Source organism: Massilia sp. PWRC2 (genome assembly GCF_049896725.1).
Taxonomy (GTDB): Bacteria; Pseudomonadota; Gammaproteobacteria; order Burkholderiales; family Burkholderiaceae_D; genus JAFCUW01.
In genome coordinates this window covers 277,916-303,258 of record NZ_JAFCUW010000002.1, presented here as the reverse complement: position 1 = coordinate 303,258, position 25,343 = coordinate 277,916, and the positions used below count along the sequence as shown (strand labels likewise).

The following is a 25,343-nucleotide window of genomic DNA, read 5'->3' as shown; positions in this document are numbered from 1 at the left end:
GGCCCCATCATTTACGCTGGACTGTATGCCCCTGATTCTCTTTAACAAACCCTTCCAGGTCCTGTGCCAGTTCAGCGGCGAAGCGGGCCGTGCCACGCTGGCCGACTACCTCAGCATCCCGAATATTTACCCGGCCGGCCGTCTCGATGCCGACAGCGAGGGCTTGATGCTGCTGACCGACGACGGCATGTTGCAACACAGAATCGCGCACCCCGATCACAAGGAAGCGAAAACCTACCTGGTGCAGGTCGATGGCGTTCTCGACGCCGCCACCCTGGCGCGCCTGCAGGCGCCACTCGATCTGGGCGACTTTACCACCAAGCCCTGCCGCGCCGTGCAGATTGCCGCCCCCGACTGGCTGTGGCCACGGCAACCGCCGATCCGCACGCGCCAGGACAAGCCGACCAGCTGGATCGCCATCACTTTACAAGAGGGCAAGAACCGGCAGGTAAGGCGCATGACGGCGGCGGTCGGCGTGCCGACCTTGCGGCTGGTGCGCAGCAGCATCGGGCCGTTTTCGCTGGCGACCCACCCGCTGATGCCGGGCGAGCATGTGATCGTGCCCGCCTACGTATGAATCAGGCCGCCGGGCCCGGCACAAAAAAAACCCGCCACGGTCTGCACCGGGCGGGTTTTTTTAATGGGCGCCGCAGCGCCCGCACAGAGCAATCAGCGACGCTTAAAAGCCGTCGATGGCGTGATTGAAGGTCGGGCTCGGACGCATGGCGGCCGACACTTTTGCTTCATCGAGCTTGTAGTAACCACCGACATCGACCGGCTTGCCCTGCACTGCCAGCATCTCGGCGACGATGGTCGCTTCGTTGTCGGTCAGCGACTTGGCCAGCGGCGCGAACTGCGCTGCCAGTGCGGCGTCGTCCGTCTGCGCGGCCAGTTCCTGCGCCCAGTACATAGACAGATAGAACTGGCTGCCGCGGTTGTCGAGCTCGCCCGTTTTCGGCGATGGCGACTTGCGGTTGTCGAGCAGCTTGCCGGTGGCAGCATCGAGCGTCTTGGCCAGAATCTTGGCGCGCGCATTACCGGTCTTCAGACCGAGGTCTTCGAACGACACCGCCAGCGCCAAAAATTCGCCCAGCGAATCCCAGCGCAAGTGGTTTTCTTCGACCAGTTGCTGCACGTGTTTCGGCGCCGAACCACCGGCACCCGTTTCGTACATGCCACCACCGGCCATCAGCGGCACGATCGACAGCATCTTGGCGCTGGTGCCCAGTTCCATGATCGGGAACAGGTCAGTGAGGTAATCGCGCAGGATGTTGCCGGTGACGGAAATGGTGTCGAGGCCACGAATCAGGCGTTCGAGCGTGTAACGCATGGCGCGCACCTGCGACATGATCTGGATGTCCAGACCGGTGGTGTCGTGGTCTTTCAGGTAGGTGCGCACCTTGTGGATCAGCTCGTTTTCATGCGGACGGTACGGGTCGAGCCAGAACACGGCCGGCATGCCCGAATTGCGCGCGCGGGCCACGGCCAGCTTGACCCAGTCGCGGATTGGCGCATCCTTGACCTGGCACATGCGCCAGATATCGCCCTGCTCGACGTTTTGGCTCAGCAGCACTTCGCCCGTTGCCAGGTCGGTGATATTGGCCACGCCCGCTTCGCTGATTTCAAAGGTCTTGTCATGCGAGCCGTATTCTTCGGCTTGCTGGGCCATCAGGCCGACGTTCGGTACCGTGCCGATGGTCTTGGGATCGAAAGCGCCATGCCATTTGCAGAAATTGAGGATTTCCTGATAGATCCGCGCAAAGGTACTCTCGGGGATCACCGCCTTGACTTCCTTCAGGCGGCCATCGGCGCCGTACATCTTGCCGCCGGCGCGGATCATGGCCGGCATCGAGGCATCGACGATGACGTCGTTGGGCGAATGGAAGTTGGTGATGCCCTTGGCCGAATCGACCATGGCCAGCGCCGGACGGTGTTCCTGGCAGGCGTGGATATCGCGGATGATTTCATCGCGCTGCGAGACGGGCAGATCGGCAATCTTGTTGTACAGATCGGCCATGCCGTTGTTGACGTTGATGCCGAGGCTGTCGAACAGGGCGCCGTGCTTGGCAAACGCTTCCTTGTAGAACATGCGCACGCAGTGACCGAACACGATCGGGTGCGACACCTTCATCATGGTTGCCTTGACGTGCAGCGAAAACATCACGCCGGTGTCCTTGGCGTCTTCGATCTGCTCTTCGTAGAACTTGAGCAGCGACTTGAGGCTCATGAACATCGAATCGATGATTTCGCCGTCGAGCAGCTTGACCTTCGGCTTGAGCACGATGGTGTTGCCGCTGGCGGTGATCAATTCCATCTTGACTTCACGGTCACCCTTGACGGTCAGCGATTTTTCGCCATGGTAAAAGTCGCCTTCGGTCATGTGCGAGACATGGGTGCGCGAGGCAGCCGACCATTTCGCCATCGAATGGGGGTTCTTGCGCGCATATTCCTTGACGGCGCGCGGAGCGCGGCGGTCGGAGTTGCCTTCACGCAGGACCGGATTGACTGCCGAACCGATGCACTTGCCGTACTTGAGCTTGATGGCTTTTTCTTCGTCCGTCTTTGGCTCGGCCGGGTAGTCGGGAATGTCGTAGCCCTTGCCCTGCAATTCCTTGATGGCCGTTTCCAGCTGCGACACCGAGGCGCTGATATTGGGCAGCTTGATGATGTTTACATCGGGCGTGAGGGTCTTTTGCCCCAGGTCGAGCAGGGCATCCGGCACGCGCTGCTCGGGCGCCAGGCGCTCCGGGAAGGTCGCCAGGATGCGGGCCGATACCGAGATATCGCTCGATGCGATGGTGATGCCGGCGGCCTTGGCGAAGGCGCTCACAACTGGCAGGAAGGCGTGGGTCGCCAGCAATGGCGCCTCGTCGGTCAGGGTATAGATGATGGTCTGATCACTACTCATGCGCTTTTCCTTGGTGATCGCGACAACGGTCGCGATGGGTGAAACGAACAATGACGGCCGCCCCGCACGTGCTCGGGGCAGGCTGGTCCTTCGCTATTATCCCACGCGACCCGCCCATGGGACCATAGCCGGCGAAACAGAAGCGAAAAAACCCGCCGGATCAAGGATCGGGCGGGTCTTTCAAGCAATATTTACATCAAAGACTGCCGGCGCGGCGGGCAGCCGCGCGCACGATCGCCAATTAGGCCGACAGTGCTTTCAGGGCAGCTGCCAGACGGCTCTTGTGACGGGCTGCTTTGTTCTTGTGAATAATTTTCTTGTCAGCGATGCTATCGATTTTCGACACGGAAGTCTGGAAAATCGTGGTCGCGGCGGCTTTGTCGCCAGCCTGGATCGCTTTACGCACTGCCTTGATAGCGGTGCGCAGGGTCGAACGCTGCGACGAATTGTGAGCGTTCTGCTTAACTGCTTGACGAGCGCGCTTGCGTGCTTGTGCGGTATTTGCCATGGAATTTCCTAAAACGGGGTCAAGTTGCGTTTGCAAACACAAGCGTTTGGCAGGACCGCCCGCCCTGCGTTCCGGGACGTGCGCGCTGTCAAACCAGTGCCTGTCAAACAAATGTGTCTGCGTAACAGAATTCTGTACAGCCTTCGATTATAACGACTAATTGCGCGACGGGCAATTCAAAAATGCGCAGCAGGCCGGCAGGGCCGTCCGCGCGCACTGTTGCCGGGATATAATCCTGCGCCATGAACTTGCTCAAAACCCTAGCTGCCATTTCCAGCATGACCATGCTGTCCCGCGTCACCGGCCTGTTGCGCGAGAGCTTGTTTGCGCGCGCCTTCGGTGCCTCGGCCTACTCGGACGCCTTCATCGTCGCCTTCCGCATTCCCAACCTGTTGCGCCGCCTGTTTGCCGAGGGCGCCTTCGCCCAGGCCTTCGTGCCCATCATCTCGGAATACAAGACGCAGAACGGCCACGACGCCACCAAGGTGCTGGTCGACCATGTCGCCACCACCCTGGTATGGGCCACCGTGCTCACCAGCCTGGTGGGGATCGTCCTCAGCCCTGCGCTGATCTGGCTGATTGCCGACGGCCTCGACAAAAACGCCGAAGCGGTGTGGATGACCCGCCTGATGTTCCCATACATCGCCTGCATGTCCTTCGTCGCCCTCGCCGGTGGCGTGCTCAACACCTGGCGCCAGTTCAAGATTCCTGCCTTCACCCCCGTGCTGCTCAACGTCGCCTTCATTCTCGCCTCGCTGTTCCTGGTGCAGTTGATGAATACGCCCATCTACGCCATGGCCATCGCGGTGCTGGTCGGCGGCCTGCTGCAGGTGGGTCTGCAGATTCCCGCGCTGCGCAAGATCGGCATGCTGCCGCGCTTGGCGCTCAACCCCCTCACCGGCCTGCGCGATCCCGGCGTGCGGCGCATGCTGCGCAAGATGGGGCCGGCGGTATTTGCCGTCTCGGCGGCGCAGATCAGCCTGATGATCAACACCAAGATCGCGTCGAGCCTGGCGACTGGCAGCGTGTCGGCGCTGTCTTACGCCGACCGCCTGATGGAATTTCCCACCGCCATGCTGGGGGTGGCGCTGGGCACCATCTTGCTGCCCAGCCTATCGAAAGCGAATGCGGAAGCCGACACCGTCGAATACGCCGCCCTGCTCGACTGGGGGCTGCGCCTGACGTTTTTGCTGGCCCTGCCGGCAGCGGTTGGCATGGCCACCCTGGCTGAACCGCTGATCGCCACCCTTTTTCACTACGGAAAATTCAACGCCGCCAACCTGGCCGCCGCCCGCCTGCCCCTGATGGCGTACAGCGCCGGACTGGTCGGCATCATCCTGGTCAAGACCCTGGCACCGGCATTTTATGCGCGCCAGGACATCAAGACGCCGGTGCGCATCGCCGTCGCTGTGCTCATCGCCACGCAGCTGATGAATTACCTGTTTGTGCCGCGCCTGCAAGTGGCGGGACTGGCGCTGTCGATCGGCTTGGGCGCCTGCCTGAACGCGCTGTGCCTGTACATCGGCCTGCGCCGGCGCCGCATTTATACGCCGCAGGCGGGCTGGCCGGGCTTCCTGCTGCGCCTGCTGCTGGCGGTGACGGCGATGGGAGTTCTGTGCTGGTACGGCCAGTCGCTGATCGACTGGCCCGCCATGCACGCCCACGCCTGGCTGCGGGCGGCGGCACTGTTCGCCATTATCGCGCTCGCGGCGGCGCTGTATTTTATCGTCCTGCTGGCGCTCGGCTTCAGGGTCAGCCAGTTCAAGCGGCGCGCCGGCTAGTCCGCGGCCTTTGTCAGCGCGGCGGCGGACGCGCAGTCGGCGTCTCTGACTGGCCGTCGTCGGCGCTGAGGGGATCGGCCGCGGGCGGCTCGGCCACGGGCGGCTCGACCGGCACTGGCATTGGCGCCGCTGCTGGCGGCGGCACCGCAAACAGCGAGGGCAGCGCTGGGATTGGGGCTGCCCCCGGCCCGGGCGCCGGCACTGCAGCAGGCAGCAGCGGCGCCGGCACGCTGGCCACAAAACGCCAGTCGTACATGTGCTGGCGACCATCAAAGCCGGCCAGCCGCGCATCGAAATTGGCAATTTTCAGGGGCTGCACGGACGACTTGCTGTACACCGCCAGCACGCCCTGATGGTCGCCCAGCCAGACGATGCCCCAGTCGGTGGTGCCCGTCATCGGATCGATAAACACCTTGCGCAGGTGGCGGCGGATGGCCGGGCTGCGGCTGTCGCGCAGCAGGTCCAGCAAGGTTGGCGGCTGGGTCGGCTGCCCCGCCGGCGTGGCAGCGGCGTAACTGGTGAGGGCGTCGGCAAAGGCGGTGCCGACCGCCAGCAGCTCTTCCTCGGCGGCAGCGCGGCGCAACAGGGCATCGATTTTCAGGGTGGCAGCGCCCACCAAGCCCAGCACGGTCACCAGGATGATCATGCCGAGATAGGTAAAACCGCCCTGCCCCCGCCCTTGCCCAGGTGCTCTCATGCTACCAGTCCGCGTACAGTTTGCCGCTCAGGTCATTGCCAGGCGCCCCGCTGCGGATGGTATAGACGGCGCCCTTGCTGCCATCTTCGGGAGGCACCACGATCCAGCTGGTGGCGTTGTCGCTGATCGGATCGATCGGCAGCGCGCGCAAATACTTTTTTTCCACCAGCTGCTCGAGCGAGTCGGGATAGCGCCCGGTGTCGCTGTAATACTGGTCGATGACGGTGCGGGTGTTGCGCAGATTGTCGGCCAGGATGGTTTCTTTGGCGCGGTCGATGCTGGGGAAAAAACGCGGCACGGCCAGCGTCAATAGCAGCGCGACGATGCCCAGCACCACCAGCAGTTCGATCAGGGTGAAGCCGCGCAGGCGCGATGGGAGTGGGGGCATCGTCATCACCAGCGGCGGTAAGCGATGCCATTGAGCCCGGTGCGCTCGGAACTGGACATGACGTCGTACACATCGTCGCCCTCGCGTGGGTCGTTCGCCTCGCTGGCGTAGCTGCGTTTGAGCCAGGTGTCGGCATCGGCGCGCTCGGCGTCGCTACTGAACGGGTCGCGCGGCAGACGGCGTAAAAAAAACACCTTGGCGCGCCGCGCGCTGCGCAAATCGACCACGCCGTCGACCAGCAGCTCGAGCTTGGGCGGATAGCCGCTGGCGCCGATGGTTTTGCCGATGCGCCCTTCGTCGCTGGCGCGCTTGTAAGCGTCGATGGCGGCGCGGATCTCGCGCAGCGCCAGCCGCAGCTCCTGCTCATGGCGGCGCTGGATGGTCACCTGTGCGGCCGGCGCGACGATCGTGCCGAGCAGGGCCAGGATGGCCAGCGTCACCAGCAGTTCGATCAGCGTGAAGCCGCGTGCTTTCATGGCGTCGGGATGGGGACGACGGTGGCACCCGCAGCGGACGATGGCGCCGGCGGCAAGCTCACCGCCGGCGCCAGGTTGGGCAGGGTGGCGCTGGGCAGCTGCACTGGTGCGTTGGCCGCTGCGGCGTCAGGCGGCGCCGCCACTGGTGTTACCGTGTGGCGCGTGGTCGCCGTCACCGGCGCCGGCTCGGTCAGGCGGGTCGGCGGCGTCGCCAGCGTTGCCGTGTTGGGCGAGACGGGTACCGGGGCGCCGCCACCGGCGCTACCGACCGCGCCCGGCCCGACTGGCGCTGCGCTTTGCCCGGGCAGCAAGGTGACCTTGACCGGCACCTCCGGACGGCGGCGGAAGCTGCCTTCGGTACCGGCGTTAAATTCCGACGCATTCAGCGCCGGGCGCTGGATATTGCGCACCAGGTGCGGCGTGATCGACAACACGATCTCGTTCTTGTCCGAACTGTCGTGACCGACGCCAAACAGGCGACCGACGATGGGCAGGCTGCCGACGAACGGCACCTTGCTGCCATTGCTGCGGTCTTCATTGCTGATGAGGCCAGCGAGCACCTGGTTTTCGCCATCTTTGAGCTGCAGCATGGTGGTGGCCGAGCGGGTGCCGATGCGGTACGCCACCGAGCCCGATTTGGTGGTGACCGAGTCGACCAGGTTCGACACTTCCAGCGCCACCCGGATCGCCACTTCATTATTCAGATAGATGGTCGGCTCGACGTTGAGGGTCAGGCCAACGTCGACATAGCTGACCGATTCGGAGGCGAAGCCGCCACTGGTGCCGGGCGTGATGATGGTGGTAATGACGGGCACCTTGTCGCCGATGACGACCTTGGCCTTTTCGCGGTTGCGCACGCGGATGCGCGGATTGGCCAGGGTGTTCGAATCGCCGTCGGTCTTGTTGGCGGTAATGGTGGCGCCGATACCGGTGACACCGATGGTGCCGCCATTGAGGTTGCGCAGGGTGTCGATGGTGATGCCGGCGCCGCTGGCGCTGGTCAGGGGTGCCAGCGAGACACTGCCGGGCCAGCCGATGCCCAGGTCGAGCAGGCGGGTACGCTTGATCTCGAGGATCTCGACGTCGAGCACCACTTCCGGCTCGGCGACGTCCTGCAGGGCGATCAGGCGGGTGGCCAGCTTGACCGCTTCCGGACTGTCGCGCAGGATCACCAGGTTGAGCTTTTCGTCGACGACGACGTCGCGCGATTTCAAAATGGTCTTGAGGGTGTTGGCGACGTTCTTGGCGTCGGCATTGGCGAGGAAGAAGGTCTTGACCGTCATCTCCTGGTATTCCTTGAGCTTGGCGGCGACATTCGGAAACACCAGGATGGTATTGCCATCCATGATTTGCTGCTCGAGCTGATTACTCACCAGCAGATAGTAGACCGCCGCTTCCACCGTACTGTTCTTCAAAAAGATCGAGGTGCGCTGGTCGGTCTTGACGTCCTTGTCGAACAAAAAGTTCAAGCCCGAGCGGCGCGAGATGACCTCGAACACCTGCTTGAGGGTAGCGTCGCGGAACTCGATATTGATCGGCAGTTTGTAGGCCGCCGCCAGAGAGGCATCGGGCGACGCCGCCAGGGTTTTCTCGACCACCTGGGCCAGCAGCAGGCGCGCCGCCTCGTGGGCCGGCCGTTCGGCCAGGATGGCATTGAGCTTTTGCCGCGCACTTTCGTAATCCTTGCGCTCGAACGCCGTTTGCGCGTCGGCCAGCAGGATCGCCTGGCGGCCGTCGGCTTCCAGCAGGCGCAAGCCGGCACGGGCGCGCTCGTTGGCCGGATCGATCGACAGCGCGCGCCGCAGGCTTTGCATGGCCGGCTCGGCTCGGCCGTCCGCCAGTTCACGTTCGGCCTGCTCGGTCAGGCGCATGGTAACGCGGTCGCGTGCCTGCAGGTAGGCCGCCTTGTACTGGCCGTTACCCGGTTCAGCGGCGATCGCCTCGCGGTATTTGAGCAGGCCCGCCTCGACCTGCTCGGCAGCGACCAGTTTTTGGCCATCGTTATACGCCATCTGGCCGGCGCAGCCGGACAGCGCCAGCGTGGTCAGGACAGCCAGGGCGGCACGCACATCGGATCGCTTCACTCGGGTACTCCAATATTAATCTGCTGGACCTGCTTCAAGGGCAGGTAAGTCATGGTCATTGCCGGCGGCGCGATGGCATCGATGCGGTAGACGCCATCGACCACCATCTGCGTGCGCACGATCAGGGTCTCGCTGCCGCGCGCCAGAAACACCTCCCAGGCGCCGTTTTCCAGCACCTTGCCGAGGTAGACGAACGGCAGCGGCGGCGCCAGCGGCGGCGGTGGGGGTGCTGGTGCTGGTGGCGGCGCCGGTGGCGCCGTCCAGGTCTGCACACTGAAGGCGCTGCCAGTGGCGGCGCCCTCCTCCATCAGTATCTCGCGCGGCACCAGTGCCAGCAGCACCGGGGCCGCAGGCGCGCTGGCGCTGGCGCGCGGCGACGGCTGGGCCAGCACGCTCCCTGCGGGCGTGCTCGAGGGAGCGCGGCGCGGCGCCGCTTCGACGACGTCGTCGGCAGGCGCGCGGTCGCCGAAGATGGCGAAGGCGGCAGCGACCAGCAGTGCCGCGCCGAGAGCCAGGTGGCGCGCTTTCATGGGCTCTCCTGCAAATACAGGGTCAGGCGCACGCGCGCTTCGACGCCCGGTTGACCGATGCTGTCGCGCTTAAAACTGATGTCGTCGAGCGAGGCAAATGGCATCGCTGCCAGCGCCGCCATGGCAAACTGCCAGATGGCGCCATAGCTGCCTTTCACCGGCAGGTTGACCTGATAAGTGGCAAAGCCGCCATTGCGCTCGACCACCGCCTTGTATTCGCCCTGGCTGAGGACCAGGCCCTGTTTGGCGGCCAGCGCGAACAGGGTGCCGACCTGCTGTTCGACGTAGCGCCGCTCGCCCAGCACGGCCTGAAATTGCGCCAGGTTGACGCTGGCGGGTGGCGCTGCCGTGGCGACGGCCGGCAGCGCCGCTGGCGCTGCCGATGCAATGGCTGCGCGGCGCAGCGCCGCTGCCGCGCGGTCGTCTTGCGCCGTGCGCAGGGGCAGCAGCGACGCCAGCGTGATGATGCCGGCCGCCGCCAGCAGCACGCTGGCGCAGCGCAGCGGACCGCGCGCCCGCAGCCACAGGCGGCTTCGCAAGAACAGGCGCGCTAACCATGCAGCGTTCATGGCGTGCTCCCGCGGGTGTTCCAGGTCGCTTCGATTTCAAAACGCAGCGGCCGGTTTGGATCGAGCTCGTTGATCTCATGGCGCAGCAACAGCACTTCGCCAAACAGGCTCTGGCGCTTGAGCTGGGCAACGTAATCAATCATGGCATCCGGATCGCGCGTTTCGGCGCTGATTTTCAGGCTGCGGCGGCGCGCGTCGGGCTCCAGCGCCAGCAGCGCCACCGTGGCCGGGGTGGCCACATCGATCGCCGCGCGCAGCGCCGGCCACGGCAGATTCAATTGCAGGATGGCGCCATTGATGGCGTCGACACGCGCCGCGCCCGGCGCTGGCTTCAGCACTGCCGCGGCCACGCTGCTGGCAGCAGCAGGCGCTTGAGCGGTCGCGCGCAGCGCTGCCACCTGCGCTTGCAGGGCGCGCTGGCGCGCCAGCATGTGCATGCCGAGCGCGATGGCGGCGCCGCACAGCAGCACGCCGGCGGCCAGCAGCAGCGCGCCGCGCGGTCCCAGGCGGTACCAGCTGCGCGCCAGCGACGGTGCGGCAAAATCGATCACGGTGCGCTTCATGACAGGCTCCCGCAACCGGCCAGCTGCAGCGCCGGCGACGCCTCGGGCGCGCTGCCTGCGGCCGCCCCCAGCACCGTGCAGCCGTCGACCGCGTGCCAGGCCGGCGGCACGCTGCCGCACAGGCGCAGGCGCGCTGGCGCCGGCAGGTTCAGGCGCAAGGCTTCGCGCGCCACCTGCTCGCGCAGGGCGGCGCCGTTGGGGTGGGCGCCGCTGGCCAGCGCGCGCAGGGCGAGCAGAGCGCCACCGCCGTTGCCATCGCATACGCCCAGGGTCAGCACGCCGTCGTGGACCACGCCGAACCAGTCGCCCGGTGCCAGGCTGGCACGCCAGCGATTGAGCATGACGACAAACTGCGGCGCCACTTCCAGCACCGTCATGGCGTGCGCCGCGCCAGCCTGCTGCACACTGGCGAGCAGTGGCCGTGGCGCTGCCGCCGCCAGAAACGGCCGGTCCAGCTGCCAGTCGGCGCTGAGCTGCCAGCTGGCAGCAGGCTCGCCATAGAGCTGCTGAAACCGCAGCGCGGCCGCCGCCTGCAGGTCGGCCAGCCGGCTGCACCCGGCCGGTGGCGTGACGTGCCACAGGCGCACCAAGTCATCGGCCAGCACCACCGTCAACGGCCAGCCATCGCGGCGCACCGTATCAAACAGGCTGCCGGCGGCGGCCAGCAGCGCGGCCGGCAGCGCCAGCGCCGGATCGAGCGCCAGCTCGGCCAGTACGCGGGCATCGCGCTGCCAGCGGCGCGTTTCCACCAGGGCGATGGCGTTGGCGGTGACGCCCAGCCGCAAGGCCGCACCAGGCGGGCAACCGGGTAGGCCAGCAAACAGGGAAGCGAACAGCTTACGCATGCAGGGTCACCCGGCGGATTTCGGTAATCGTGGTCAGGCCGCGCTGCACCAGGTCGAGGGCAGCCAGGCGCAGGCTGCGGGTGCCGTTGGCGTAGGCCGCCGCCTTGATCTGGCGGATCGGCTTCTTGTCGACAATGAGCTCGCGAATTTCGTCGTTCAGGGTAAGAATCTCGGCGATCGAGCGGCGGCCCTTGTAGCCGGTGCCACGGCAGTCGCCACAACCCTTGCCGTGCTTGAATTCCCAGGTCTGCACGGCGCTGCGTTCGAGGTTGACCGAGGCCAGTTCGACGTCGTCGGGGCGGTAGCTTACTGCGCAATGGGGGCAATTGGTGCGCACCAGGCGCTGCGCCCAGATGCCGTTCAAGGCCGACACAAAGGCGTAGGGATCGATGCCCATGTGGGTGAACCGGCCGAAGACGTCGAACACATTATTGGCGTGCACGGTGGTGAGCACCAGGTGGCCGGTCAAGGCCGACTGCACGGCGATTTCGGCGGTCTCGCGGTCGCGGATTTCGCCCACCATGATTTTATCGGGATCGTGGCGCAGGATCGAGCGCAAGCCCTTGGCAAAGGTGAGTCCCTTTTTTTCATTGACCGGGATCTGCAAAATGCCGGGCAGCTGGTACTCGACCGGGTCTTCGATGGTGATGATCTTTTCGCGGCCGTTGTTAATTTCGGTCAGCGCCGCGTACAGCGTGGTGGTCTTGCCGGAACCGGTCGGCCCCGTCACCAGGAGCATGCCGTAGGCCTCCTGCGCCAGAGCGCGCAAGGTCACCAGAGACGGTGCGTCAAAACCGAGCGCTTCGAGCGTCAGCGCGCCATACGCTTCGATCATGGCGCGCTTGTCGAGAATGCGGATAACCGCGTCTTCACCGTGAATGCTGGGCATGATCGACACCCGCAAGTCGATCTCGCGCTGGTTCGACTCGACCCGAAAACTGCCATCTTGCGGAATGCGGCGCTCGGAGATATCGAGTTCAGCCAGCACCTTCAGGCGCGAGATGACTTGCTCGGCCACTTCGATGCCGGTGACCGAGGTGGCGTGATCGAGCACGCCATCGATACGGTACTTGACGGCCAGGCCCAGCGCCGTGCTCTCGAGGTGGATGTCGGAGGCGCCCGCTTTCAAGGCATCGTACAGGGTCGAATTGACCAGCCGAACGGCCGGGCTGGCCGCCTCGTTGACCGAGGCGAACGACAGCACGGCGCTGGTCTTGCCTTCGCGCTTGCCATCCTGTACGCCGGGCAGCAGGGTGTCGACGGCGCGCGCCGACGCTTCGTGCTTGCCAAGGTATGCCTGGATGTCGGCCGCCAGCGCCAGCCGCGTTTGCAGGGGCGCGCGCGCGCTGGCACCGGCACGCGCAGACAGCCAGGTTTGCAGGTCCAGGTCAAACGGATCGGCGACGATGCCGATCAGTTCGCGCGAAGCGCTGCGCAGCAGCACGCAGCGGCGGGCCAGCGCTTGCGCCAGCGGCAGCAGATCAAACGCGGGGGGAAACGCCAGCATGTCGGCTGTTTCCGCCACCGCCATGCCAAACGGCGCGGCCAGCGCGCGCACGACATCGCGCACCTCGACGCCGCTCTCGCGCTGCAGTTCGTCGACCAGGTTGCGGCCGTCCTGCGCACAGGCGGCGCGCGCGCGCGCCAGCATGGCGGCATCAAAGGTCAGGGTGGCGGCGTTCAAGACATGTCTCCGGCCAGATCGAAGATCGGCATGTAAAGCAGTACCACGATGGCGCCGACGATCAGACCGATTGCCGCCATCAGCAGCGGCTCGAAGGTGCGCGTAAAGCGGTCGATCCAGCGGCTGATTTCACCGTCATAGAAGGCCGCCGACTGCGTCAGCATCGGCCCCATCTCACCGGTGCGCTCGCCGACCCGCAGCATGCGCAGCGAAATCGGCGTGGTCAGGCCGTGCGCTTCGAACGCGCTCGACAAGGGCAAGCCCGATTCGACCGCCAGGCGCGCCTGCTGCAGGCTGGCGCCCATCTTCGCCGTTACCATCGCCTGCACCGTATCGATGGCCTGCACCACCGGGATGCCGCCCTCACTGAGCATGCCCAGCGTCAGGTACAGGCGCGACAGCTCGTAGATGCGCACCCGTTCGCGCAGGCCCGGCAGGCGTGCCAGCACGGCGCCGATGCCGCCCTGCGCCAGCAGGTGACGGCCAGCGAGCACCAGCAGCAGCGCCAGCGTGGCCAGCGCGCTCACCAGCAGCAGGCTGTGGCCGGCGGCGAACTGGCCCCATGACAACAACAGGCGCGACATGAATGGCAGGGTGCGCCCGGCGCCCTGATAGACCTCGGCGAAGCGCGGCACCACGTAAGTGATCAGGAACATGCTGACGCCGCCGCCGACCATCAGCAAAATGGCCGGATAGATGGCGGCGCTGACGATCTTGCCGCGCACGCCATCGATGCGCTGCTGGTAGTCGATGTAGCGCGCCAGCGAGCGTGGCAGGTCGCTGGTGCCTTCGGCCGCCTTGACGATGCCGATGTACAGGGGCGGAAAACGCTCGCCCTGCTCGGCCAGCACGCTGGAAAAGCGCTTGCCTTCGCGCAGACCGGCGAGCAGGCGCGCCAGCACGTTGGCCAGGGCGCCGTTGGCTTCCTTTTCCAGCAGCGCTTCGAGCGCTTCGACCACCCCCAGCCCGGCCGACAGCAGGGCCAGCAGCTCCTGGCTGAACAGCACCAGCGAGATGCCGCCACCGCTGCCCCTGGCGCCGCCATCACGGCGCTTGACGGCGGCGACGAACAGCCCACGCGCTTCGACCTGGCGGCGGGCATCGGCTTCGTCGAGGGCGTCGATCCGCAGTTCGGCAATGGCGGCGTCGGCGCTCATGGCGCGCACATCAAACTGCATGTTGCGATCCGTCCCGCTTAATTGGTGATGTCGGCGTCTTCGCCGCTGCCGCCGGGCTGGCCGTCACGGCCCAGCGAGACGATCTCGTAGTCACCCTTGGTGCCCGGCGCGCGGTACTGGAACGGGTGGCCCCACGGATCGGGCGGCAGCGCCTTTTTCAGATACGGACCGTTCCAGCGGGCGCCAGCGGTGGCGGGCGCCGTCAGCAGCGCGCCGAGGCCCTCTTCGGTGCTGGGATAGCGACCGACATCGAGCCGGTACGTGTCGAGCGACTTTTCAAAGGCGCCAATCTGGGCACGGGCAATCGTCACTTCCGACTTGCCCAGCTGCGAAAAATACTTGGGGCCGACGTAGGCAGCGAGCAGGCCAATGATGACGATCACCACCAGCAGCTCAAGCAGGGTAAAACCGGCGCTACGGCGGCCACGGCCTGGTTTCAGTACTGCATGCATCCGACCAGCTCCTTGATGTCTGTTGCGAGATTCGATGTGACTGTGAAGGTCACTGCGGGGAGCAGTCCAACCCGACCGTTCCCAGCTGATAAGGCTACCATGCAACGTAGCGCACCCACAATATTTCTTTCAAATGAGGAATGTAAAATATGCAATTTAATGATGCTTGTGTCGGCCCGCCGACACAAGCGCCATCGATAAAAAAAACCGCGCCCGGTAGGGGGCGCGGTAGGGAACGCAGTGGCGGCCTGGCAACCCGGTTCCCGGCGCCGCAGCGATCAGGAACCGGGCTGCATTCGGCTTAGTCTTTCAGCTTTTCCACAGCGCGATCGCTCATTGCCGCTGGCACCGAAGCGGTTCCCGTTTCAATGCGCAGGACCGTGGTCGCTTGCACATCGCCTTTGAGGTCGGTGAACTGGGCACCACCAAGGTAGCGCTTGTTCAGTTCCAGACCGGACCAGCTCAAGCCCAGCGCCGCGTTGTTGTTCGCCACCACCTTGGCGGGCACCGCCACCGTCAGCTTGCCGCCGATGTCAGCCGGGGTCACCACCCACGACGACAAGCGGTGACTCATGCTGGGCTGACCACCCCAGGCGGCAACGCACACCTTGTAGATGCCTGCGGCCGGGGCGGCAACTTGCACCGACTCGTTGCTGCCGTCGTTACCGGAATACGTCCAGGTACCGCTCGGCGCCAGCAGGCCCAGATCGTTGTCGTCGCCGACCGCGCTGACATCCTCGTTGCGCAGGGCGAAGCGGGCGACGATGGTGCCGGCCGCGATGGTGACCGGGTAGACCTTCACCGACGCTGTCGAACTGCCAGCCTGGCAAGCCGCTTTGAGTGCGGCCGCAGTCAAGCCTGCAGGCGTGAGGGTCGCCGCATCGCCCAGCGTGACTTCCTTCAAACCACCCTTGATCGCCCCCATCTTGCCGCTGAAGGCCGCCTTGACAGCGAACACCTTGCTACCCGAAACGCGGTCGCTGGTAAATTCGGCCGGTGCGACAATCGACTTGCCGGCACGAACCTGGATCGGGCTGCGCACGGTGGCGCCGGCACCAGTCCAGGTCAGGTTACCGAAGTACCACTGGTTGGCGACTGCGGTCGCCGCCGGCGTCATTTTCACGGTGAAGCTGGCAGAGGCACCGGGCGCCAGTTCCAGCGTTGCCGGGGTGACGACCACGGTATGCGATGGCACCGATGCGGCGGCGCTGAAGGTCGCCGTCGAACCGCTGACGTTGGTCACCTTGCGGGTGACCGTGACGGTGTTGATCAGCGCACCAACGGTGATCGATGGCAGGTTCAGGTTGTAGGTTTCGTCGAGCGTCGGGTACAGGGTGCAATCGCTGGCGGGCGAGACGGCCGGCTTGTTGACCTTGCACTGGTAGGCGACGTAATCGGCGCGGCCGGCGTCATACACCAGGCCAGGATTGGTGGCCTTGTTGGGGTCGACGTGGCCCGCACCTTGCGCCCATGGCAGCAAACCATTCTGATCGCCAGCCAGGCCGTCGTTCAGGGTGGTGTAACCGGTGGTCATCAGCGCCGATTTGATGGCCGCTGGCGACCAGGTCGGGTGCGCCTGGTGCAGCAACAAGGCGAGGCCGGCGACGTGCGGGCTCGACATCGAGGTGCCCTGGTACGAATCGTAGGCCGCTGGCGGCACCAGCGTGCCGTCGACCACCTGGGCGTGCTGGGCAGCGCTCAAGGCAGGGGTAACGCTGGCGAGGATGTCCACGCCAGGCGCCGTCAGATCGGGCTTGAGGACGTTGCTGTCACCCATGTTCGGACCACGCGACGAGAACGACGCCATGATCGGCGCTGGCTTGATACCGGCATAGAACGGCGTGATCGATGCGGTGGCATTGATGCCCGCAGCGGCGGCATACGCCTTGGCGGCAGCGCCATCAGCGGCCGAAATATGCACCGTCGGCACCGAATGGGCTTCGGACACCAGGCCGGCACCGTTGTCGGCCATGATCATGCCGACACCGCCGGCGTTGAGCACTGCCAGCGACTTGTCGACCCGGGCGTTGGTGCCGCGGGTGCAGATGACGATCTTGCCCGCCACCTTGGCCGGATCGAGCAGGGCCTGGCCGGCGGTGGTGGCGGCGGCGGCGTCGCTGTTGCACAGACTGGCACTGACGCCGCCCAGACCGACCGCTTCCGCGGCGACCAGCGCCTTGTTGGTCACGGCGACGGTGTTGACCGAGGCGCCGTGGTAGGAGCTTCCGTTGCCCAGGTTGGCATCGGCCTGGAAGTTACGGTCGTGGGTCGAGGCTGCCACCGTGGTCAGCCATGGACTGATGTGGGCGACGGCGTTGGCCGGGCCGCTGTTGCCGGCGGAGGCGGCGACGAACACATTGGCCAGCGAAGCGCGGTAAAACGCCTGCTCGACCGGATCGTTGACGCTGGTTTGCGAACCGCTGATCGAGTAGTTGATGACGTTGACGCCATCCTTGACCGCTTCATCGATGGCCTTGACCGAATCGGAATTGAAGCAGCTGTTGGTGGCATTGGTGCCATCGGTGGCGGTGGCATCGTTGTAGGTCCAGCACACCTTGTAGGCCGCCACGCGCGCGCGCGGGGCGATACCGGAGGCAAAACCCATCGGCACACCGGCGAGCACCAGCGGCACATTGGCATTGCCGGCGGCGGTCGAGGCGGTGTGATCGCCGTGTCCGCCGTGGCCGCTGCTCGAACCGTTGCTGCCGACGTTAGAATCGCGCGGCGAGAGGAACTCGCTCCAGTTGACCGGCAAGCCGGCGGCCTGGAAGCCGTCAGCAAAAAACTTCGCGCCGATGAGCTTGTTGTTGCAATGGAGCAGAGGACTAAACCCCTGCCCGGCCACGCACGAACCCTTGAAGCTTGCCGGCGGGCTGGTGTAAGCGAGGCTGCCGGCCGCATCGAAGGTGGGCACGCCGCTACCATCGACGCGGTCAGCGAACGCTGGATTTTCCGGCCAGATACCGCCGTCGACCACGCCAATGACCATGTCTTCGCCCTTGACCAGGGCGCCGCCGGCGTATTGCGACCACAGGCCACCGCTGGTGCTCAAGCCGAGAAAGCGCGGCGTCGAGACGGTATCGAGATGACGGGCGACGTCGGCCTGGATATCGGCGACGGCAGGATTGTTTTTCAGTGCCAGCACTTGATCATCGGTGAGCATGGCAGCGAAGCCATTGAGCACCACATCATAGGTGGCGATCAGGGGCGCATCGGCGACGGTGGCGATGACGGCCGCCTGCTTATCGCCCAGATAGCGGACATAGTCTTGCACTTCCAGGCTGACGTAATTGAAACGCTGACCGGGTGCCGGTTGGGTGGCAGGAATGCCGTTGGTGCCACCGGTATAGTTGGCCGCAGGGGCGTCCTGCAACTGGACGATGTACGCACGGCGCACTTCCTGCGCCTGGGTGCTCAGTGCGGCGCCGGCCAGCATCACTGCGACGGCGAAGGAAATCGGACGCAAATTGAAATTCATGAGAGCTCTCTAATTTGGGGAAACGACAAGCAGCGCATCAAACGGCGCGACGGCGACGGGCAGCGATCAGGCCAGCGGCAGCCAGGCCAAACAGGGCGATCGAGGCAGGCTCAGGAATCACGGTAACGTTGATATTGTCGATGGCGAAATTCGACAGACCGGTGGCACGCGAGCAGGTCGTGGCATCGCAGGCATAGCCAAGGATGCGTACAAAATTGACGTCGGTATTGCCGAAGGCGCCCAGATTGTAGTTAGCGAAATTAAAATTCCCGCTCGAATTCGGCCCTGCCAGCGAAACCTGGATGGCGCTGCCAGCGAGTGCGCCGAGCGCGGTAAACCCTTGCATGACGAGGACGCCGGCGCGGGCCGGGTAGGACGGATTGCCGGAGCCGATGAAGCTCGCTGCCAGCGAGGTGACGCGCATATTCAAGCCGCTGGTCAGGCCGAAATAGATATAGCTGTCGTCCATTACGCCGAGATAATTGGTGGGGTTGTTGACAGGACATTGCAGGAAGCACTGGTCGCTGGCACTGCCATCGAACAGGGTCGCGGCAAAGCCGTCGCCGGAACCGGTGTAGGTATCGACGAAGAACTTACCCGATATAAATTCCATACTGTCGTACAAGAACGGCGAGTCCAGCGTGAGGTTTTCAAAGTTGAGCACATCGGCCTGTGCCATACCGCCAGCGCCAAGGACACCGGCGAACATCAGGGTCTGCAAGAGTTGATTCGAACTGCGCTTGAGTTTGCTTACGAAAGTAGCCACGACTTCCCCATTCTTTAGTGAGTCATTTTTTAATTGTCTGAACCGCCGTGGCGGCCAGAATCCACCCGCTTTATCCCTCTGAAAAACCGTATGCGACCATACTGTTTTCGTAACTTTTACCAAGCATATATCGTGCCTGAAAGAAAAGTTCCACAACATCAAGGGACTAAGTCACCAACATGCGACATGGGCAGGCAAGGTGTAAAAAAAGCCGACAAAATTAAATTTTGTCGGCTTCTCTGGATGGCGCTATCGCGAAATTGCAAATTGGTATAAATAGTTTTTATAGTGGAATGTTTTGTGTCACAGTATCAACGCCGGTCGTTGGCGGGCGTGCGCAATTGACAGAGAGCGGCGTTGCATAGCGCCCCCGGGTCCACGATCGCCATGCAGGTTGACAGCAGGCCGGCGCGGGCAACGACGGCGGCGCGCGCCGCCGAAAAGCGCTGCGCTGCTGCAGCGACCGCGTCCGGCTTGACGCCAGCGGCCGTTGAATAGGCGAGGAAGGCTTCGGGCCCGCCACACGCACGGGCGCCAATCGGAACCGTCAGGCACTGGGCGTCGCGCGTGCAGGAATTGTCTGCGGTCAAGGTGCGCAGCCGAAGCAACAAGGCTGCCGCATCCTCGTCCGCGCTGACCGCAGCCGCCGCTGCAAGCGCGCTGACTGCCGGGACGGGCGCCGGCGGCGCCACAGGCGATGCCTGGCAAGCGGCGAGCAGAAAGGATAGAACGATAAGAGATTTTTTCATCAGGCTATCTTCGTGGCCGTCCCTGCTGGCGTCAAGCGAAACGTGACATCGGATAAACGCCCGGCACAGCAAGGAACGACAAGGTGAACGCTGCCACCCAATATTGCAAAAAAGTAATAATCGCAATGCGCGGCTGATGTGGCGCGATCACAGAATAAAACAGCCGCCTGCAGGCAGCAATACCGTATTAACAGTTTTCCTGTATCAAAATAGATGGAAACATCGCAGCACCTGCCAGCGGGGAATGCGGTGGTGGCGCGATTTAGCTGGGCGCATCGAGCAGCTGCAAGCTCAGGCAGCGCGCAAGCGCATGGGTGCGGTTACTTACCCCCAGCGCGCGGTAAATGCGTTGCAAGTGGTTTTTGACGGTGAGGGGACTGAGACCGAGAATCAGGCCCATCTCGAAATTGCTTTTACCTTCGCGCACCCAGCCGAGAATTTCCAGTTCACGCAAGCTGAGCGGCCGGGCGATGACCGCCGCCACCGATGGCGTCAACAGCGATTGCCCGGCCGCGCTCACGCGCAGCAGGGCCAGGTGCAAATGGGGCAATAGCAGCGTCATAAAATACGCATGGCGGGTGGTGGGGGCGCTTGGCCAGCCGCACAGGGCAAACGCGGTGGCGCCACCAGCGAGCGCGCCGCTGCCGTGCAGCACCAGGTGATCGAATCCGAGTTGCTGCAGCTCGCGGCGAAAACGCCCCAGGCTGGCGTCGCCCGTACGTCGGCCGCCAGCGCTGATGGCAGGCAGCCGCTCGCTGTCGCCACAATGGGCGGCCAGGCGCGCCGCCAGGCCATGATCGCCATCGGTGAGCAGGCGCAGGGTGACGGCATCGAGCCGGCCGCCATGGACCGGCTCGACGCGCGTGAGACGGCCGCTGCCATCGAACTGCAGGCACAACATCAACTGGTGCGGCAACAGCGCCTGCAACTGGCCCTGCGTCCACAAAAAAAACTGGCGCAGGTCACGCACCCGCACGGCCGCTTCGATGGCGCCGAGCAGGTATTCCTGCTCGCGCAGGCTGAGAATGACGGCCGCTTCCATCGCGCAGGCGTGCGCCGTCAGGCAGCGTGGCCGACAAACCGGTAGCCACTGCCGCGCACCGTTTCGATGTGTTCTTGGTGACCGCTAGGCTGCAACGCATTGCGCAAGCGACCGACATGGGTGTCGACGGTGCGCTCGTCGAGAAAGACGTCGCAGCCCCACACCTGGTCGAGCAGCTGGGCGCGGCTGTGCACGCGCTGGGGGTGCAGCATCAGGAAATTGAGCAGGCGAAATTCGATACGTCCCAATGCGATCTGGCGGGCGCCCGCAGTGACGCGGTGGGTGCTGGGATCGAGCCGCAAGCCGGCCAGTTGCAGGGTATCGCAGGCCGCTTGCGGCAGGCACCGGCGCAGCAGCGCCTGGATGCGCGCCAGCATTTCGCGTTCGCCAAAGGGTTTGCTGATGAAATCGTCGGCGCCCGCTTCGAGCGCCAGCACGGTATCGTGTTCGCTGTCGCGGGCGCTGACCATGATGATGGGCAGATCGCGCGCACGCCCATGGGCGCGCAGGCGGCGGATCAGGCTCAGGCCCGACTGGCCCGGCAAGTCCCACTCCAGCAGCACCATGTCGGGCAAGGGCACCGCCACCACCGCCAGCACCGCCAGCGCCGTTTCGGCGTCGGCAACGCAACTGACCCGGTGCCCGGCACGCGCCAGGTGAAAGCGGAGCAATTCCTGAGCGGAAGAATCCGCTTCAACGACGAGCAGGTATGCGGACATGGAACAGCCTCAAGTAAAACATATTAGTTGCAACAACTATGTGTCCGTTGCACAACTGCAGTTTCACTATGCACCAATCCGCAAGGATTTGACAATACGATTTTATTTGGCGATTCAGAGCTTGGGCGAATAAATGGCCAAATAAAAACAGCCGTGTCGTTGCCGACACGGCTGTGTGCTTTGAACGCCAGCCGTTCTTGCGTCAGCCTTGCGCGCGACGGCGCAGCATCAACCCCATCAGGCCGATCGCGGCCACCATCAGCAGCAGCGCCGACGGCTCCGGTACCACCGCAACGTTCGCGCCGGCGTCGGTTGCCGTGAACATCACGCTGCCGGCGAGCCCGCTCGACATGGGCGTCAGGGAAAATTCGACCTGATTGATGCCCGGTCCGGTGCCCAGGTAGGCGTCGCCGGCCTGATTGAGCAGAGCGATCGTAAAGCTGCTGGCATCGGCACCGACAGTGTTCAGAAAGTCGCCAAAGAAGGCGACGTCAAAGCTGATCATCTTAGAAAAAATCACGCTTTGGTAAAACTCGTTGGTGCCGTCGGCATTCGTCAAGGTCAGCGGCCCTGGCAAGGCGCCGGCGACGGCGCCGAATGCATCGGCGCTGGCGCCGAGCTGGCCGACGTAATTCGATACCACTGCACTGGCGCCAGTTGCGCCATTGGCGGCGAGCAAGAGGAAATCGATATTGCCGTTGCTGCCACTGTAGGCGCTGGTGTCAAGCGTGACGTGGTAGGTCGGACCGGCCAGCGCCATGGCGCTGCTGGTGAGCAGGGACAGCGCCAGCACGGCGCTGGTGAACATGCGGGGAAGTTTGAACATGATGGATTTCCTTAAAATTTGCCGGTGAAGATTTTCGTGGTGTAGCCGATGCCACCCTTGGATGGATTCGAGAAGGTAGTGGTAATGGTCGCTTTTTCGCCCGGTGCCAGTGATGCGTTGCTCACAGTAATGTAAGGTGCAGCGCCGTTATCACCACTCTTGTTGTCCAGGGTCACACCGCTGCTAAGGTCATCGAGGCGCACCTGGAATGGTCCCTGGATCGCCGCACCCGTGTTGTTGGTGAAGGTCAGGGTGCCGGTGTATTTCAGGGTAACGCGGTTCATCGTGAAGCCCGAGCGGGTGACGGCAAAGCTGGCGGTGACGTCGCTGAAAGTGGGCGCCGGCGCTGCAACGTTGAGGGTGATGGTCACTGGGTCATGGTCCGATGCACGATACGCATTGTTGACATACAGGTCCTCGGTTTTGCCGTCGAGGTTGTAGTCGATCACGCTCGGCTCATCGGCATTGTTATGGAACTCGGAAGCCCCCACGACCTGGGCCGACATTGATGGCGTCGTCAGCGCATGGTCGATGTAACCGGCCGAGTGACCGAACACATAGGAATACGGCAGACCGGATGGCCGCACGAAACGCTCGAGCTCGTTGACGATGCCGGCGTCGGTCATCTGGGTAATCGGCGACTCCATGCCATAAGCGTTGAAGTCACCGATCAGCAGCACATCCATGTCAGCGGCCGCCGCCTGCACCTGTGGAATGAAGTTGTTCAGCAGGCGCGCGGTTTGCGCCTTGCGCTGGTTGGTAAAGCAGCCTTCGCCGAGGTCGATGTCGCCGGAGGCGGGGCAACTGCCCTTCGATTTGAGGTGATTGACGATCAGCGAGAACTTGCCACCGTTGCCAGCGACGACGAACGTTTGCGCCATCGGCGCGCGGTTGTTGATGTTCGACGGGTCCGGATCGGTGATGGCCGCGCCCGACAGGGTCAACTTGGACGGCTTGTAGATCATCGCCACGCGGATCGCATCGGTGCCACTGAACGACGGCTTGGGCACCACCGCGTAGGTGGGCACGCCATACGCCGCGTTGAGCTGGTCGACCAGGTAGGTGACGGCCGTTTCGCCATTGTTTTGGATTTCCATCAGGCCGACGACGTCCGCATCGATCAGCTTGAGCGAGTTGACGATCTTGTCGCGCTGACGGGTGAATTCGGCGAGGTTGTCGGCGCCGCGGCAGTTCGACTTGGCGACGCTGCTGCCCAGGCTGCAACCCTGGGTGGTGGCCGCATCAAACACCGAAGCACCGTTGGTGAAGGTGGTAAAGAAGTTGAGCACGTTGGCGCTGGCCACCTTGACGTTGCCGGCAACAAAACCAGGGGCGCTTGGACGGGGATTGTCGCGCGAGAAGGTCACTGGCTGGGTCGGCTGCAACTTGTACAGCGATTTGGTGGGCGTGCCACCGACCGTATTGAGGTCGATCACACCGGTCAAATCGCGCGTGCTGTCGCCGGCGCGCACGGTCTTGTCGGCACCGATGTAGGGAATCACCGGCGGGGCGACGAAGATGCCGTCATCGAGCACGATCAGGTTGCGCGCATTGGCTGCACGCAGGGCCAGCTCTTCCGGCGTGTTGACGCGGTAGCGGTTGGTGGTCACTTCCAGGCGGCCCGACGACAGGCTGATTTCACCGCGGTCACCGAGGAACTCGACCTGCGAGGCGGTCAGCGACTGCGCAAAACGCACCAGCATGCCCTGGTAAGGACCGAAGTCGGCCAGCGGCAGCGTGATGTTGGTTGGCGTGATGCCAGCCGAGGTGCCCTGCTTGACGATCGCGGTTGGATTGACCAGCTCGGTCAGCGACGCCGCGGCGCCGGTCGGCGTGTATTCCTGCACGGTGGCGGTGACGCGCACGATGTCGTTGATGGCCACCGTCGGCGCTACGCTGCCGGTGTAGACATAGATGGCGTCCGAGGTGGTCGGATCGTTGTCGCCAATGGCGTCCTGGATGAAAAAGCCGGTCGACAACTTGGCAGTGACAACCCCTTCGGTGGTCTGCACCGAGTTGGGGTAAGGCGAGCTGGCACCGGCACCCTGGATCTCGTAAATCTTGTGGGTGACCTCGGCCAGACCCTGCACCGTGACGATCACCTTGCAGCTGGTTTCCTGTTTGACGTTGTTGGTGAAGTTGACCACCACCGGGTAGGCGCCGGCGGCGGTCGACGCGGCCACGTTCAGCGCCACCGTCGCCTCCTGGCCGGCGGCACTCGATGGGGTCAAGGTGCCGAGGGTGATACCCGCTGGCGCGCCGCTGAGGATGGCGACGCCATCGACGATGCTGTCGGCATCGACGGCCGACAGCGAACCGCTACCGGCCACGCCGAGCACGGTGCTAAACGCGTTGCATGTTGCAACGATCGGCGGCGCGCTTGGTACGCAGGAGTGCGGCGTCGTGCCGCTGTTGCGCGGTGCGACTGCCACGGTGGCGAAATCGGTGGCGTTGTTATCGGTATCGGTGCAACCCTGTGCCAGCCGTTGGGCTGAGGTGGTCGAGGTGGCAACCGTGCCGGTGGGGCCGCTGCCTTCGAAACCGGTGGCAGCGCCATAGCCGACCAGGTCGAGCACGCTGGCGCCGCCGACCGGGTTGGCGCCGCTGAGCACCGTGGTGTTGCTGACCAGCGCCACTTTGCCGGAGCCGACCGCCATCGCGATGGTCGCGCTCTGGTCGGGCGTTGGCAATGCCACCCCCACCGCCGCGTTCGAACTTTCCTGGATCAGGTAGTACTGGCCTGGCTGCAGGGTCACCGGATTCAGGTCCGTCTTGTTGGTCCAGCTGGTGCCGCCAGCGGCGGCGTACTGCACGCTCATACCGGCCAGCGACACCGGTGAGCTGCTGCGGTTGAACAGTTCAATAAAGTCGTTGGTGTACTTGGCGCCGGAATTGCCGCCGCCGCCATAGACCTGGCTGATCACCACAGTGCTGCTCGATTCGGCGGCCATCAGCGGCGCCGCTATGCCTGCCAGCAAGGCTGCCAGCAGGGTCAGGCGACCTGGGCTTGAAATCGACACGTGCTTTTTCATGAGTGCGTTCCTGAGAAGGAGGGATTCGGTGGAGGGTTTGGTGTTACGTCAGAGCGATCGCGCAGCGC

The 25,343-nt window shown here is 64.3% G+C and carries 23 protein-coding genes; 2 read left to right on the top strand and 21 right to left on the bottom strand.

What is annotated here, in order from left to right:
- Window positions 1-25 precede the first annotated feature (25 nt).
- A complete protein-coding gene (locus ACP7BZ_RS06190) occupies window positions 26-577 on the top strand; it encodes a pseudouridine synthase (RefSeq protein ID WP_426111119.1) in 552 nt (183 codons plus the stop codon).
- Window positions 578-679: 102 nt separating this feature from the next.
- On the opposite strand, the gene ACP7BZ_RS06185 is transcribed toward ACP7BZ_RS06190, so the two are convergent.
- From ACP7BZ_RS06185 to ACP7BZ_RS06175, 3 genes are all read right to left on the bottom strand, one after another.
- Window positions 680-2,908: an NADP-dependent isocitrate dehydrogenase gene (locus ACP7BZ_RS06185; protein ID WP_426111117.1), complete on the bottom strand. Its 2,229-nt coding sequence runs from the start codon at window positions 2,906-2,908 to the stop codon at window positions 680-682.
- A 241-nt stretch (window positions 2,909-3,149) separates the two neighbouring features.
- Window positions 3,150-3,416, bottom strand: a complete 267-nt coding sequence (gene rpsT / locus ACP7BZ_RS06180; RefSeq protein ID WP_426111115.1) for a 30S ribosomal protein S20 — start codon at window positions 3,414-3,416, stop codon at window positions 3,150-3,152.
- Window positions 3,417-3,519: 103 nt separating this feature from the next.
- Window positions 3,520-3,702: a hypothetical protein gene (locus ACP7BZ_RS06175; protein WP_426111694.1), complete on the bottom strand. Its 183-nt coding sequence runs from the start codon at window positions 3,700-3,702 to the stop codon at window positions 3,520-3,522.
- On the opposite strand from ACP7BZ_RS06175, the gene murJ reads away from it, so the two are divergent.
- A complete protein-coding gene (gene murJ / locus ACP7BZ_RS06170) occupies window positions 3,659-5,197 on the top strand; it encodes a murein biosynthesis integral membrane protein MurJ (protein WP_426111113.1) in 1,539 nt (512 codons plus the stop codon). The two genes, ACP7BZ_RS06175 and murJ, sit on opposite strands and share 44 nt — an antisense overlap.
- A gap of 13 nt (window positions 5,198-5,210) precedes the next feature.
- Here murJ and ACP7BZ_RS06165 read toward each other — a convergent pair whose 3' ends face one another.
- From ACP7BZ_RS06165 to ACP7BZ_RS06080, 18 genes are all read right to left on the bottom strand, one after another.
- Window positions 5,211-5,894 (bottom strand): type II secretion system protein, encoded by a 684-nt coding sequence (locus tag ACP7BZ_RS06165; protein WP_426111111.1) that lies wholly within the window; start codon window positions 5,892-5,894, stop codon window positions 5,211-5,213.
- A 1-nt stretch (window position 5,895) separates the two neighbouring features.
- Window positions 5,896-6,282 (bottom strand): type II secretion system protein, encoded by a 387-nt coding sequence (locus ACP7BZ_RS06160; RefSeq protein WP_426111109.1) that lies wholly within the window; start codon window positions 6,280-6,282, stop codon window positions 5,896-5,898.
- A gap of 5 nt (window positions 6,283-6,287) precedes the next feature.
- Entirely contained in the window at window positions 6,288-6,758 is a 471-nt protein-coding gene (locus ACP7BZ_RS06155) for a type II secretion system protein (RefSeq protein WP_426111107.1), read from the bottom strand.
- The gene (locus tag ACP7BZ_RS06150; RefSeq protein WP_426111105.1) at window positions 6,755-8,842 is read right to left on the bottom strand and encodes a secretin N-terminal domain-containing protein; all 2,088 of its coding nucleotides are present in this window, start codon (window positions 8,840-8,842) and stop codon (window positions 6,755-6,757) included. The genes ACP7BZ_RS06155 and ACP7BZ_RS06150 overlap by 4 nt, the downstream gene beginning before the upstream one ends.
- The gene (locus tag ACP7BZ_RS06145; RefSeq protein ID WP_426111104.1) at window positions 8,839-9,372 is read right to left on the bottom strand and encodes a hypothetical protein; all 534 of its coding nucleotides are present in this window, start codon (window positions 9,370-9,372) and stop codon (window positions 8,839-8,841) included. Before ACP7BZ_RS06145 ends, ACP7BZ_RS06150 begins: the two co-directional genes overlap by 4 nt.
- Window positions 9,369-9,941: a hypothetical protein gene (locus ACP7BZ_RS06140; protein ID WP_426111102.1), complete on the bottom strand. Its 573-nt coding sequence runs from the start codon at window positions 9,939-9,941 to the stop codon at window positions 9,369-9,371. Before ACP7BZ_RS06140 ends, ACP7BZ_RS06145 begins: the two co-directional genes overlap by 4 nt.
- Window positions 9,938-10,504: a hypothetical protein gene (locus ACP7BZ_RS06135; RefSeq protein WP_426111100.1), complete on the bottom strand. Its 567-nt coding sequence runs from the start codon at window positions 10,502-10,504 to the stop codon at window positions 9,938-9,940. The genes ACP7BZ_RS06140 and ACP7BZ_RS06135 overlap by 4 nt, the downstream gene beginning before the upstream one ends.
- Window positions 10,501-11,349, bottom strand: a complete 849-nt coding sequence (locus ACP7BZ_RS06130; protein WP_426111098.1) for a hypothetical protein — start codon at window positions 11,347-11,349, stop codon at window positions 10,501-10,503. Before ACP7BZ_RS06130 ends, ACP7BZ_RS06135 begins: the two co-directional genes overlap by 4 nt.
- On the bottom strand, window positions 11,342-13,000 hold the full coding sequence (locus tag ACP7BZ_RS06125) for a GspE/PulE family protein (protein ID WP_426111674.1): 1,659 nt from the start codon (window positions 12,998-13,000) through the stop codon (window positions 11,342-11,344). The genes ACP7BZ_RS06130 and ACP7BZ_RS06125 overlap by 8 nt, the downstream gene beginning before the upstream one ends.
- A 29-nt stretch (window positions 13,001-13,029) precedes the next feature.
- Entirely contained in the window at window positions 13,030-14,211 is a 1,182-nt protein-coding gene (locus tag ACP7BZ_RS06120; RefSeq protein WP_426111096.1) for a type II secretion system F family protein, read from the bottom strand.
- Window positions 14,212-14,228: 17 nt separating this feature from the next.
- The gene (gspG, locus tag ACP7BZ_RS06115; protein ID WP_426111094.1) at window positions 14,229-14,663 is read right to left on the bottom strand and encodes a type II secretion system major pseudopilin GspG; all 435 of its coding nucleotides are present in this window, start codon (window positions 14,661-14,663) and stop codon (window positions 14,229-14,231) included.
- Window positions 14,664-14,964: 301 nt separating this feature from the next.
- A complete protein-coding gene (locus ACP7BZ_RS06110; RefSeq protein ID WP_426111092.1) occupies window positions 14,965-18,141 on the bottom strand; it encodes a S8 family serine peptidase in 3,177 nt (1,058 codons plus the stop codon).
- A gap of 37 nt (window positions 18,142-18,178) precedes the next feature.
- Complete coding sequence (locus ACP7BZ_RS06105; RefSeq protein ID WP_426111090.1) at window positions 18,179-18,907, bottom strand: NF038120 family PEP-CTERM protein; 729 nt, start codon at window positions 18,905-18,907, stop codon at window positions 18,179-18,181.
- 311 nt (window positions 18,908-19,218) lie between these two features.
- Entirely contained in the window at window positions 19,219-19,656 is a 438-nt protein-coding gene (locus ACP7BZ_RS06100; protein WP_426111088.1) for a hypothetical protein, read from the bottom strand.
- 262 nt (window positions 19,657-19,918) lie between these two features.
- Window positions 19,919-20,698, bottom strand: coding sequence for a LuxR C-terminal-related transcriptional regulator (locus ACP7BZ_RS06095; protein ID WP_426111086.1), 780 nt, complete (start codon window positions 20,696-20,698; stop codon window positions 19,919-19,921).
- Between the two features lie 17 nt (window positions 20,699-20,715).
- Window positions 20,716-21,417 carry a winged helix-turn-helix domain-containing protein gene (locus ACP7BZ_RS06090; RefSeq protein ID WP_426111084.1) on the bottom strand — a complete coding sequence of 234 codons (702 nt, stop codon included), beginning with the start codon at window positions 21,415-21,417 and terminating at the stop codon, window positions 20,716-20,718.
- 202 nt (window positions 21,418-21,619) lie between these two features.
- Window positions 21,620-22,243: an NF038129 family PEP-CTERM protein gene (locus ACP7BZ_RS06085; protein ID WP_426111082.1), complete on the bottom strand. Its 624-nt coding sequence runs from the start codon at window positions 22,241-22,243 to the stop codon at window positions 21,620-21,622.
- Between the two features lie 11 nt (window positions 22,244-22,254).
- A complete protein-coding gene (locus ACP7BZ_RS06080; protein ID WP_426111080.1) occupies window positions 22,255-25,275 on the bottom strand; it encodes an ExeM/NucH family extracellular endonuclease in 3,021 nt (1,006 codons plus the stop codon).
- Window positions 25,276-25,343: the final 68 nt, after the last annotated feature.